The organism is Streptomyces sp. YKOK-I1, assembly GCF_054660435.1.
In genome coordinates this window covers 8,005,285-8,018,036 of record NZ_BAAGDR010000001.1, presented here as the reverse complement: position 1 = coordinate 8,018,036, position 12,752 = coordinate 8,005,285, and the positions used below count along the sequence as shown (strand labels likewise).

General features: G+C 72.3%; 9 protein-coding genes. All 9 read left to right on the top strand.

The window, feature by feature from the left end; translation table 11 throughout:
* The 9 genes from asnB to ACYQ8Q_RS35580 are packed head-to-tail and all read left to right on the top strand — an operon-like array spanning position 1 to position 12,749.
* Positions 1–1,935, top strand: a complete 1,935-nt coding sequence (gene asnB / locus ACYQ8Q_RS35620) for an asparagine synthase (glutamine-hydrolyzing) (RefSeq protein WP_460070767.1) — start codon at positions 1–3, stop codon at positions 1,933–1,935.
* Between the two features lie 16 nt (positions 1,936–1,951).
* Positions 1,952–4,132 (top strand): bi-domain-containing oxidoreductase, encoded by a 2,181-nt coding sequence (locus ACYQ8Q_RS35615; RefSeq protein WP_460070766.1) that lies wholly within the window; start codon positions 1,952–1,954, stop codon positions 4,130–4,132.
* Positions 4,129–6,090, top strand: a complete 1,962-nt coding sequence (locus tag ACYQ8Q_RS35610; RefSeq protein ID WP_460070765.1) for a heparinase II/III family protein — start codon at positions 4,129–4,131, stop codon at positions 6,088–6,090. Before ACYQ8Q_RS35615 ends, ACYQ8Q_RS35610 begins: the two co-directional genes overlap by 4 nt.
* Positions 6,091–6,107: 17 nt before the next feature.
* Positions 6,108–7,631 carry a right-handed parallel beta-helix repeat-containing protein gene (locus ACYQ8Q_RS35605; RefSeq protein ID WP_460070764.1) on the top strand — a complete coding sequence of 508 codons (1,524 nt, stop codon included), beginning with the start codon at positions 6,108–6,110 and terminating at the stop codon, positions 7,629–7,631.
* 1 nt (position 7,632) lies between these two features.
* Positions 7,633–8,880: an O-antigen ligase domain-containing protein gene (locus ACYQ8Q_RS35600; protein ID WP_460070763.1), complete on the top strand. Its 1,248-nt coding sequence runs from the start codon at positions 7,633–7,635 to the stop codon at positions 8,878–8,880.
* 2 nt (positions 8,881–8,882) lie between these two features.
* Positions 8,883–10,091: a glycosyltransferase gene (locus ACYQ8Q_RS35595; protein WP_460070762.1), complete on the top strand. Its 1,209-nt coding sequence runs from the start codon at positions 8,883–8,885 to the stop codon at positions 10,089–10,091.
* Positions 10,088–11,323, top strand: a complete 1,236-nt coding sequence (locus tag ACYQ8Q_RS35590) for a class I SAM-dependent methyltransferase (RefSeq protein WP_460070761.1) — start codon at positions 10,088–10,090, stop codon at positions 11,321–11,323. Before ACYQ8Q_RS35595 ends, ACYQ8Q_RS35590 begins: the two co-directional genes overlap by 4 nt.
* Complete coding sequence (locus ACYQ8Q_RS35585) at positions 11,320–12,105, top strand: sugar phosphate nucleotidyltransferase (protein ID WP_460070760.1); 786 nt, start codon at positions 11,320–11,322, stop codon at positions 12,103–12,105. The genes ACYQ8Q_RS35590 and ACYQ8Q_RS35585 overlap by 4 nt, the downstream gene beginning before the upstream one ends.
* The gene (locus ACYQ8Q_RS35580; protein WP_460070759.1) at positions 12,102–12,749 is read left to right on the top strand and encodes a PIG-L deacetylase family protein; all 648 of its coding nucleotides are present in this window, start codon (positions 12,102–12,104) and stop codon (positions 12,747–12,749) included. The genes ACYQ8Q_RS35585 and ACYQ8Q_RS35580 overlap by 4 nt, the downstream gene beginning before the upstream one ends.
* Positions 12,750–12,752: the final 3 nt, after the last annotated feature.

Sequence of the window (12,752 nt, the reverse complement as noted above, 5' to 3'; positions counted from 1 at the left end):
ATGTGTGGCATCGCAGGAGCTTACCGATGGCCGGACGGGAAGGCGGTGACCGACCGGCTCACCGACACCCTCGCCCACCGCGGTCCGGACGGGGCGGGCCGCTACAGCCACCCCGTCGGTGACGGCGAGGTGCACCTCGGGCACCGCCGGCTGTCCATCATCGACCTGTCGGAGACCGGCGCCCAGCCGATGGCCTCGGGCGGCCTCGTCCTGACGTACAACGGCGAGCTGTACAACGCGCCCGAGCTGCGGGCCGAGCTGGAGGGCACCGGGGTGCGCTTCCGCGGGACCTCCGACACCGAGGTGCTGCTGGAGGCCTGGCGGCGCTGGGGCACGGACTGTCTGCCCCGGCTGCGCGGCATGTTCGCGTTCGGGGTCTTCGACGAGCGCACCGGTGAGCTGGTGCTCGCCCGCGACCAGCTCGGCATCAAGCCGCTGTTCCTGCTGCGGCGCGGCGAGGGTCTGCTGTTCGCCTCCGAGCTGAAGGCGCTGGCCGCCGTGACGGGCGGTTCGCTGCAGGTGGACCCGGCGGCGCTGGTGGCGTCGCTGCTCTACTACTGGGTGCCGGACTCACGGTGCGCGTTCCGCGAGGCGGAGAAGCTGCCGCCGGGGAGCTGGATGCGCGTCCGGCCGGACGGCCGGGTGGAGCGCGGCCGGTACTGGAACCTCCGGGACGTCGCCGCCGAGGGCCGGGAGCGGGCCCGCAGCGGTGACCTGCCGGACATCGCCGCCGTCGTCGAGGAGTCGACCCGGCGCCATCTGCTCTCCGACGTCCCCGTGGCGACCTTCCTCTCCGGCGGTCTCGACTCCAGCTATCTGACCGCGCTGGCGGCCCGCGAGCACCCCGGGATCTCCGCCTACACGATCGGGTTCCGCGCCGAGGACGCGAAGTTCGAGGCGATGCCGGACGACCTGCGCTACGCCCGGCAGGTGGCCGAGCGGTTCGGCGTCGACCTGCACGAGATCGAGATCGCTCCGGACGTGCTCGATCTGCTGCCGCGGATGACGCACGCGCTGGACGAGCCGATCGGCGACCCCGCCGCGATCAACACGTTCCTGATCTGCTCGGCCGCCCGGGAGGCCGGGGTGAAGGTGATGCTCTCCGGGATGGGCGCCGACGAGCTGTTCGCCGGGTACCGCAAGCACCTGGCCAACAAGATCGCGCTGCGCTACCAGCGCGTCCCGCGTCCCCTGCGGCGTGGTCTGTCCTCGGCCGTGGACCGGCTGCCGGTGGCCTCGGCGACCCGGGGGTACCGGTCGGTGCGCTTCGCCAAGCGGTTCCTCTCCTTCGCCGATCTGCCGGAGGAGACCGCGTTCCGGCGCAGCTACACCCTGTACGACCAGGACGAGCTGCTCGCCCTGATCGATCCGGACCTGGCCGGGACGGTCGAGGACGTCCTGACCGAGCACGCGGACGTCTACGAGGACAACGACCTCGACGACTTCGTCAACCGCATGTGCCTGGGCGACGCCCGGATGTTCCTGCCGGGCCTGAACCTCGCCTACACGGACCGGTCGAGCATGGCCGCGTCGACCGAGGTGCGGGTGCCGTACGTGGACGTCGAGGTGGTCCGGGCGGCGTTCGCCGTGCCCGGCGACCGCAAGATCGTGGGACGGCAGGGCAAGGCCGTCCTGAAGGAGGCGGCCTGCTCGATCCTGCCCCGGGAGATCGTGTACCGGCCCAAGGGCCTGTTCAGCGCCCCGCTGCGGGCCTGGATGAGCCGGGATCTGGCGCCGCTGGTGCGGGAGGTGGTCGACGACGGCGAGCTGGTCCGTTCCGGGCTGCTGCGGCGCGACGCGCTGGCGCGCATGGTCGCCGAGGACGCCGCCGGGCAGCGGGACTTCTCCAAACATCTGTGGCATGTGCTGACCCTCGAGTACTGGTATCGCGGCGCGACCTCCGGGGCCGGCCAGAACTCTCCCGTGACGGCGTAGAGACAGAGGACTTCGGGTGAAACAGGTCGTACAGAACTACAAGAGCGGCGAGCTGGCCCTCCTCGACGTGCCGGTGCCGGGGTGCAAGCCGGGCGGGGTGCTGGTCCGCAGCGCCTTCTCGCTGATCTCCACCGGGACCGAGCTGATGAAGGTGTCCGAGGCCGGCATGTCGATGCTGGGCAAGGCCCGGTCCCGGCCGGACCAGGTGGCCAAGGTGGTGCAGAGCGTGGCCACCAACGGGGTGCCCGCCACCTACCGCAAGGTGATGGGCAAGCTGGACTCCTACACGCCGCTGGGCTACTCGCTGTGCGGGGTGGTCGAGGAGGTCGGCGCCGGGATCGACGACGTGAAGGTCGGCGACCTGGTGGCCTGCGCCGGCAACGAGCACGCGTTGCACGCCGAGCTGAACTGGGTGCCGAGGAACCTCTACGCCCGGGTGCCGGACGGCCTCGCGCCGCGGCACGCGGCCTTCGGGACCGTCGGGTCGATCGCGCTGCAGGGCGTCCGGCAGGGCGAGTCACGGCTCGGCGAGGTGGCGCTGGTCATCGGCCTCGGGCTGATCGGGCAGCTGGTGGTGCAGCTGCTGGCCGCCTCGGGGGTCCGGGTCGTCGGGGCCGACCCCGACCCGGCGCGCTGCGAGCTGGCCGAGCGTCTGGGCGCGGCGGCCTGCGGCGATCCCGCCTCCTCCGCCGTGGAGAACGCCGTCGCCGAACTCACCGGCGGTCATGGCGTCGACCAGGTCTATCTGGCCGCCGGCGGCGGCAGCAACCAGCCCGTCGAGCTGGCCGCCCGGCTGAGCCGGGACCGCGGCCGGGTCGTCGACATCGGCAAGTGCCGCCTGGACCTGCCGTGGAACGCGTACTACGAGAAGGAACTGGACGTCCGTTTCTCCCGCTCGTACGGCCCCGGGCGCTACGACCCCTCGTACGAACTCGAGGGGCGGGACTACCCGATCGGCTATGTGCGCTGGACCGAGCGCCGCAACCTGGCGTGCTTCCTCGATCTCCTCGCCCTCGGCCGGGTCGACGTGGAACCCCTGATCTCCCACATCGCCGAGTTCGACGACGCCGTCGAGACGTACCGGCGGCTGAAGGAGGGCGAACTGAAGGCCGTGGCCGTGCTGTTCCGGTACCCCGGGCACACGGTCGAGGCCGAGGTCCCGGCGGTGACGGTGCCCGCCGTGCCGGTGGTGACCGGGAAGCCGGCACCGGTCCGGGCCGCCGGGAAGCCGGTGCGGCTCGCGTTCGTCGGCGCCGGGAACTACGCCACGTCGATGCTGCTGCCGCACCTGTCGGGGCGCGAGGGTGTCGAGCTGTCGACGGTCGTCACCACGACGGCGCTGTCCGCGGCCAACGCGCAACGCAAGTTCGGCTTCGCCGACGCGACCACCGATCTCGACGCCGTCCTCGGCGACGGGTCGATCGACGCCGTGTTCGTGGTCACCCGGCACAGCTCGCACGCCGAACTGACCCGCAAGGCGCTGCTGGCGGGCAAGACGGTCTTCGTGGAGAAGCCCCTGGCGCTGACCGAGGACGAGCTGGCCGGGGTGCTCGCGGCGGTGGAGGAGTCCGGCAACGACCGGCTCCAGGTGGGCTTCAACCGCCGCTTCGCGCCGCTCCTGACGGAGGCCAGGCAGCAGTTCGGCGCCCGGACCGGGCCGGCGAGCCTGCGCTACCTGGTCAACGCGGGACGGCTGGAGCACGGCAGCTGGTACCTGCAACAGGGCACCGAGGGCTCGCGGTTCGCCGGCGAGGGCGGCCACTTCATCGACACGGCGAGCTGGCTGCTGGAGGCCGACCCGGTCTCGGTGTACGCGGTCGCCACGCCCGGCACCGAGGACCTCCAGGTCCTGCTGCGCTACCCGGACGGCTCCACCGCCGCCATCAGCTACGTCACCACCGGCGCGCCCGGCTTCCCCAAGGAGACGCTGGACCTCGTCGCGGACGGCAGGGTGCTGCGGCTCGACGACTTCGTCCGTGCCTCGGTCCACAGCCGTAAGCGGTGGGTCAGCTCGCGGCTGCCCAAGGCCCGGGACAAGGGCCAGGAGGCCGAGCTGGCCGCGTTCGTCAGGGCCGTGCGGACCGGCGGGCCGATGCCGGTGCCGCTTCAGTCGCTGGTCGCCACCACGGCGGCCACCCTCGCCGTGCAGAGCGGCCTGGCCTCCGGCGTGCCGGTGACCCTGGCGGGGGCGCGATGAGCATGAGCGCGGGCTGGTATCTGCGGCGGCTGTCCCGGATGGGGCCGCGGGAGGTCGGCGGCCGGGTGACCGACGCGGTGCGCAGGCGCCGGTGGCGGTCGGCGCCGCCGGCCGGTCCGGACGTGACCGGTGCCCGGTTCACCGCCGTCCTGCCCGCGGGGGCGATCGCCGCGGTGCCGCCGGACGCCGCGAAACGCCTCGTCGCCGACGCGGACCGGCTGATGGAGGGGCACGCGGAGTTCTTCGGGGTGGACCGCGACGACCTGGCCGACCCGGACTGGTGGTACGACCCGAAGACCGGGCGCCGGGCGCCGGCGGGCTACGCGTTCGACGTGCCGTACCGGGACGAGGACGCGGTCGGGGACATCAAGCAGATCTGGGAGCCCTCCCGGCACCAGTACCTCACCCGCCTCGCCGCCGCCTACGCGGTCACCGGGGACGAGCGGTACGCCGAGCGGGTGGCCGCGCATCTGCGGTCGTGGTGGGCGGCCAACCCGCCGCTGCGCGGGGTGCACTGGACCAGCGGCATCGAGCTGGGGATCCGGCTGCTGTCCTGGGTGTGGATCCGCCGGCTGCTCGACGGCTGGCCGGGCGCGGCCGCCCTGTTCGAGGACAACCCGGTGGCGCGGGACCAGATCTGGCACCACCAGCGCTGGCTGGCCGCCTTCCCCAGCCGGGGGTCCTCGGCGAACAACCACGTCATCGCCGAGGACGCCGGACAGTTCGCCGCGGCCTGCGCGTTCGACTGGTTCCCCGGCTCGGCGCGCTGGCGGGCCGACGCGCTGCGGTCGCTGGACCGGCAGCTGCGCGCCAACACCTTCCTCTCCGGTCTCAACCGTGAGCTGGCCACCGAGTACCACGGACTGGTGCTGGAGCTGGGCCTGGCCGCGGTGGCCGAGGCGGACGCCGCCGGGGTGCCGGTTCCCGCGACGGTCCGGCTGGTGCTGCTGCGGATGACCGACGCGCTCGCGGCCGTCGTGGACGGCCGGCTGCGGCCGCCGCGCCAGGGGGACGCGGACGACGGGCACGGTCTGGTCGTGGACGGCGCGGGCACCGACCGCTGGGGCTCGCTGCTGGCCACCGGGGACGCCGTGTTCGGGCGGCTCTCCTGGTGGCCGGAGGTGACCGGCACCGATGTGCGCACCCCGCTGCTGGCCGCGCTCATCAAGCCCACGGAACGGGGCGTGTCCCGCCCGGCGAACCGGCCGGCCCATTTCGCCGACGCGGGCATGACCATCCTGCGGAGCACCCAGGACAGGGAGGAAAGGGCGGAGATCTGGTGCCGCTGTGACGGCGGGCCGCACGGCTTTCTTTCCATCGCCGCGCACGCCCACGCGGACGCGCTGTCCGTGGAGGTCCGGCACGACGGCGTCGACGTACTCGCCGACCCGGGGACGTACTGCTACCACGGACAGCCCGAGTGGCGGCGGTACTTCCGGTCGACGCTCGGCCACAACACCCTGCAGCTGGACGGCGCCGACCAGTCCGTCTCCGGCGGCCCGTTCCTGTGGACCCGGCAGGCCCGCACCCGGGTCCTGGTCGCGGACCCGTCGGACGAAGGCGTGGCCCGCTGGTGCGCCGAGCACGACGGTTACGAGCCCTCCGCGCACCGCCGCCAGGTGGAACTGACGGCCGCGACCCGGGAGTTGAAGATCGTCGACGAGGTGCGCGGTCCGCGCCGGGCCGTGCGGCTGGCGTTCCACCTCGGCCCGGCGATCACCGCGGACCTGGTGGGCAACCGGGCGCGGCTCACCTGGACCCTGGACGGCGAGGACCGCTCCGCGGCGCTCGACCTGCCCGCGGAGCTGAGCTGGCGGGCCCACCGCGGCGAGAGCGACCCGCCGCTGGGCTGGTACTCCGCCGGCTTCGGCCGCAAGGAACCCGCCACCGTGCTGATCGGCACCGGATTCGCCGACGGCCTGCGGGAGTTCACCACCGTACTCGGGTTCCACGGTTAGGAAGGGGGGGAGGACGCGTGGGGATCAAGTGGCGGCACCGGGTGTGGCCGGCGGCACCGCTGGTGCTGGCCCTGCTGGCGGCGACGGGCTGTGAGAGCGGCACGACGGACGCGGCGCCGAAGCCGACCTCCGCGCCCTCCAGATCCGTGGCCCAGGTGTGCGCCAAGCCCAAGGCCGGGCCGGCGAAGGCACCGGCGGGCGCGGTGACGGTCGACCCGGCGGTGCCGGGCGACCTGGCCGCCAAGACCGAGAGCAGTCCCCCGCACACCACCTTCTGGCTCCGGCCGGGCAAGCACACCCTCATGTCGGACACCTACGACCAGGTGATCCCGAAGGAGGGGGACGTCTACCTCGGCGCGCCGGGCGCGGTGCTCGACGGCCGCAGGAGCAACCAGTACGCGTTCGGCGGCACCGCCCCCGACGTCACGATCCGCTACCTGACCGTGCAGGGGTTCGTCGCGCCCCGTGACGAGGGCGTGGTCAATCACGACTCGGCCGACGGCTGGGTGATCGAGCACGCGACGATCCGGAAGAACTCCGGCGCCGGGCTGATGGCCGGCGCCCGCCAGCAGGTCCGCGCCAGCTGTCTGCGCGACAACGGCCAGTACGGCATGAACGCGTACAAGGGCGGCGGCGCCCTGCGTGACCTGGTGGTCGAGGGCAACGAGATCGTGGGCAACAACGCGGACGACTGGGAGCGGCGGCGGCCGGACTGCGGCTGCAGCGGAGGCGTCAAGTTCTGGGCCGTCGACGGCGCGGACGTACGCGGCAACTGGGTGCACGACAACCGCGGGACCGGGCTGTGGGCGGACACCAACAACAACGACTTCCTGATCGAGAACAACCTGATCGAGGGCAACGACGGGGCCGCGCTGATCTACGAGATCAGCTACAACGCGATCATCCGGAACAACACGATCCGGCAGAACAACTGGGTCGAGGGCCGCGCCTACGCCGCCGCCGGCGACACCTTCCCGTTCGCGACCGTCTACCTGTCCGAGTCCGGCGGGGAGCCGCGGGTCCGCGCCCGCACGGACAAGATCGACGTCTACCGGAACGTGCTGGAGGACAACTGGTCCGGGATCACCCTGTGGGAGAACGCCGACCGGTTCTGCAACAGCCCGGCCAACACCTCCTCCGGTGACTGCACGTTGCTGGTGAAGAACACCGACCGCTGTGTGCAGCCGGCGATCGCCAAGGCGCCGCTCTACTCCGACTGCCGGTGGAGGACCCAGCGGGTGGACATCCACGACAACCGCTTCGTACTGGACAAGTCGGTCCTCGACTGCACGGTGAAGTGCGACCGGATGGCGGTGCTGTCCAACTACGGCACCTATCCGGACTGGTCGCCCTACCAGGGCGAGCGGGTGGCCGAGGCGATCACCGAACAGCAGCACAACCGCTGGCACGACAACGTCTACGTCGGTCCGTGGACCTTCGTCGTGCACGACGCGAGCCGGACGGTCGGCTTCAAGCAGTGGCGGGCCGCGCCGTACCGGCAGGACGCGGGCAGCACCCTGCGCGCAGGGGACGGTGATTGAGATGAGGTCCGCCGACACGGGCACGGACCGCACGCCGAGGATCGTCGGGGCGGTCTGGGGGCTGCTGATCCTCAACACCCTGGGCTCCGCCGGGGCGAGGACCATCGTCCCGCTGCCCCGCTCGCTCATCCAGATGGTCACCATGGGCTCACTGGTCGCCGCGTTCGCGCTGGCGCTCCTGGTCAACCCCCGGGTGCGCGTCCGGGCCAGCGCCTACGTCTTCCTGCTCACCCTGCTGCTGGTGCCGAGCCTGATCTCCAGCGTGAGCCAGGGGGCCGGGTTCGGGGCGCTGTTCCGCTGCACCCGGCTGGCGCTGTTCATCGGCACGCTGTGGCTGCTCAGCCGCTGGTGGGACGGCGGCACGACGTTCGTCCGGCACCACATCCGGATGTACTTCGCGGTGCTCGGGACGGTGGCCGTCGGCCTGGTCGTCTCACCGGGCGCGGCCCTGCCCGACCTCTACGGCGGTCGGCTGGTCGGCGCGTTGTGGCCGCTCACCCCGCCGCAGATCGGACAGTACGCCGCGGTGATCATCGGGCTGACCGTGCTGCTCCTGCTGGGCCGCCGCACCGACCGGACCGGCGCGGCGGTGGTGATCGTGCCGTCCCTCGTCCTGCTCGCGCTGACCCACACCCGGACGGCGACGCTCGGCCTGATCATCGGGCTGGTGCTGGCGATCGGCTCGCTCGTCCTGACCAGCGCCGCCGCCCGCCGCTTCTTCACCTGGGCGGTGGTGTGCGCGACGGTGGCCGCGGTGGGGTTCAGCTCCGCGCTGCAGGCGTGGTTCCTGCGCGGGCAGAGTCAGGAGAACTTCGCCAGCCTGACCGGCCGGGCGAAGGTCTGGCACGCCCTGCTGGCGGCGCCCCGGACGACCTCGCAGTACCTGTTCGGCACCGGCCTGGGCGACAAGTCGTTCGGCGGGCTCCCGATCGACAACAGCTGGCTGGCCGTCTACAACGAGCAGGGCATGGCCGGCATCGCCCTGGTGGCGGCGATCATCGTCGTGCTGGGCGGTGTCGCGCTGCTGCGGCCGCCGTCGCTGTCGAGGGCCTGCGCGATCTTCCTGATCAGCTACTGCGCGATCGCGTCGTACACCGAGGCCGGGCTGGGCGACGCCTCGCCGTATCTGCTGCATCTCGCCCTGGCCGCCTCACTGCTGGCGGCACCTGCCGAGGCCGCTCCCCCGGCGGCCCCCTACATCCCCGGACAACGCGTCCCGCGCTGGGCCCAGAGATCGGAGGTGACCTGAACATGCACGTCCTCGTGGTGCACAACCGCTACGCCTCGGCGCAGCCGAGCGGGGAGAACAAGGTCGTCGACCAGGAGGTGGAGCTGCTGCGCGGAGCCGGTCACCGGGTCGAGGTGTTCGAGCGGCGCAGCGACGACATCGCCGCCCGGTCCCTGCCGGGCAAGGTCGCCATACCGCTGCTCGTGCCGTGGAACCCGGCGGTGCGCACGGAGCTGGCCGCCCGGCTGCGCGCCGAACGGCCGGACGTGGTGCACGTCCACAACGTCTTCCCGCTGCTGTCGCCCGCGGTGCTGGCCGCCTGCGCCGACGCCGGTGTGCCCGCCGTCGCCACGCTGCACAACTACACCCAGGTCTGCCCGCCCGGCACCCTGCAACGGGACGGCCGGCCGTGCACCGAGTGCGTCGGCTCCACACCGCTGCCCGCCGTGCGGCACGGCTGCTACCGGGGCTCCCGGCTGGCGACGGTGCCGCTGGCGGTGAGCCTGTCGGTCAACCGGCGGCGGTGGTGGTCCGGTGTGGAGCGGTTCCTGTGCATCTCCGCGGCGCAGCGCGAGGTCCTGGTGCGGGCCGGCCTGCCGGCCGGGCGCCTTGCGGTGAAGCACAACTTCGTGCCCGAACCGGGCGCCCGCAGGGAGGGCGCCGGCGAGCATCTGCTCTATCTCGGCCGGCTCGCGGAGGCCAAGGGCATCCGGCTGCTGATGGCCGCCTGGGACGAGATCGCCGCCGGGGGCGGGGTGGGCGTGCCGCTGGTGATCGCCGGTTCGGGGCCGCTGGAGCCGGAGGTGAGCGCCTGGGCGGCGGGCCGGGACGACGTGCGGTACGTCGGTCTGTACGACCAGGCCGCGTGCCGGCGGGCGATCGCGCGGTCGGTCGCCGTGGTGGCTCCCTCGACCTGGCTGGAGGCGTTCGGTCTGGTGGTCGTGGAGGCGATGGCGGCGGGGGTCCCGGCCGTCGCCGCCGGTCACGGCGCCTTCGTCGAACTCGTCGAGGACGGGGTGACCGGGCTGCTGCACCGGCCGGGCGAGGCCGCCTCGCTCGCGTCCGCTCTGCGCCGGATCGCGGGCGAGCCGGCCCTGGGCCAGGAGATGGGCCGGGCGGCCCGGCGCCGTTACGAGCAGGGCTTCAGCCCGGCCGTCGGCCTGGAGCGCCTGGTGGAGGAGTACCGCACCGCGATCGCGGGTCGGACGGAAGCAATGGGGGGCAGTAGATGACACGATGCCGACTCTGCGGCTCGGCGGCGCTGGCGAGCGTCGTCGATCTGGGGGCGACGCCACCGTGCGAGAGCTTTCTCGCCGCTGACCAGCTGGACCGACCGGAACCGACGTACCCGCTGCATCTGCGGGTCTGCACCGACTGCTGGCTCGCGCAGATACCTCCGCTGATCACGCCGGAGGAGACGTTCAGCGAGTACGCGTACTTCTCCTCCTTCTCGACCTCCTGGGTGGAGCACGCGCGCACGTTCGTCGCCGGCGCCGTGGAGCGGGTGGGTCTCGGCCCCGACGCCTTCGTGGCCGAGGTCGCGAGCAACGACGGGTACCTGCTGAGGCATGTGGTGGACCGGGGGATCCGCTGCCTCGGCATCGAGCCCTCGGTGAACGTGGGGGCCGCGGCGCGGGAGGCGGGTGTGCCCACGCTCACGGCGTTCCTGTCGCCGGAGACCGGCTCGGCCGTCCGTGCCGAGCACGGCCCGGCGGACCTGGTCGTGGCCAACAACGTGTACGCGCACATCCCCGACGTGGTCGGCTTCACCCAGGGGCTGCGCGCCCTGGTCGCCGACGACGGCTGGGTCTCGATCGAGGTGCAGCACCTGCTGACCCTGATCGAGGAGAACCAGTACGACACCATCTACCACGAGCACTTCCAGTACTACACCGTTGCCTCCGCGATCCGAGCCCTTGAGAGCGGCGGACTCACGCTCGTGGACGTCGAGCTGCTGCCCACGCACGGCGGTTCCATCCGGCTGTGGGCCCGGCCCGCCGAGGTGGCCGGCGAACCCACACAGCGGGTGACCGACGTACTGGACCGGGAGAAGGCCGCCGGGCTCCAGGAGCTGTCCGGGTACACCGAGTTCTCCGCGCGGGTGGCCAAGGTGCGCCGGGACCTGCTGCGGTTCCTCGTCGAGGCGGCCGAGCGGGGCGAGACGGTCGTCGGCTACGGCGCGCCGGGCAAGGGCAACACGCTGCTCAACCACTGCGGTGTCCGGCCCGACCTGCTCGCGTACACGGTGGACCGCAACCCCTACAAGCACGGCAGGTTCACCCCGGGCACCCGCATCCCGATCCTGCCGCCCGAGCAGATCGCCGCCGACAAGCCCGACTACGTCCTCGTCCTCCCCTGGAACCTGCGGACCGAGCTGGTCGAGCAGCTGTCCTACGTGCACGAGTGGGGCGGCCGGCTGGTCTTCCCCATCCCGGAACTGAGCATTGTCGAGGTCGAGCGATGAAGGTCGTACTGTTCTGCGGCGGTTACGGGATGCGGATGCGCAACGGAACCTCCGACGACGTCCCCAAGCCGATGGCGATGGTCGGCCCGCGCCCGCTGATCTGGCATGTCATGCGCTACTACGCGCACTTCGGGCACACGGAGTTCATCCTGTGCCTCGGGTACGGGGCGGACCACATCAAGAACTTCTTCCTCAACTACGAGGAGACCACGTCCAACGACTTCGTGCTGCGCGGCGGGCGGACCGAGTTGCTGTCCACCGACATCTCGGACTGGACGATCACGTTCGCGCAGACCGGCATCGAGTCGCCGATCGGGGAGCGGCTGCGCCGGGTACGGCACCACCTGGACGGGGACGAGATGTTCCTCGCCAACTACGCCGACGTGCTCACCGACGCCCCGCTGCCGGAGATGATCGACCGGTTCGCCGCGCGCGACGCGGGTGCGTCGATGATGGTGGTGCCGCCGCAGTCGTCGTTCCACTGCGTGGAGTTGGGCGAGGACGGACTGGTGGGCGGTATCACGGCGGTGAGCGAACTGCCGCTGTGGGAGAACGGCGGCTACTTCGTGCTCCGCCAGGAGATCTTCGACCACATACCGGAGAACGGGGACCTGGTCGCCGACGGATGTGCCCAGCTGGCCAAGCGCGGCCGGCTGGTGGCGCACCAGCACCGCGGTTTCTGGAAGCCGACCGACACCGTGAAGGAGCGGGCCGCGCTGGACGCCGACTACGCCCGCGGCGAGCGTCCGTGGGCCGTGTGGGAGCAGGGGGTGCGCGCGTGATCCGGCTCGGGTCCGGGTCCCTGGACGCGATCGTCGCCGTGGGCGCGCACTGCGACGACATCGCCATCGGCGCCGGCGGCACCCTGCTCGCCCTGTGCCTCGCGCGGCCCGGACTGCGGGTCGACGCGCTGGTGCTCTCCGGCGGTGGCACCGAACGCGAGCAGGAGGAGCGGGCCGCGCTCGCCGCCTTCTGCCCGGGCGCGGACCTGCGGCTGACCGTACTCAAACTGCCGGACGGCCGCATGCCCGTGCACTGGGACGAGGCCAAGGCCGCCGTCGAGGAACTGCGCGGACGGACCGACCCGGATCTGATCCTGGCGCCGCGCGCCGATGACGCGCACCAGGACCACCGCGGTCTGGCCCAGCTGATCCCCACCGCCTTCCGCGACCACCTGGTGCTCGGCTACGAGATCGTCAAGTGGGACGGCGATCTCGGCCGTCCGACGGCGTACCAGCCGCTGTCGCCGGAGGTCGCCGAGGAGAAGGTGCGGCTGCTCCAGGAGCACTATCCCTCGCAGCGGCACCGGCCCTGGTACGACCGCGAGGCCTTCCTGGGTCTCGCCCGGATCCGCGGTATCGAATGCCACGCGCGCTACGCCGAGGCGTTCGCCGTCACCAAACTCACTCTGAACCTGGGGGAATGAACC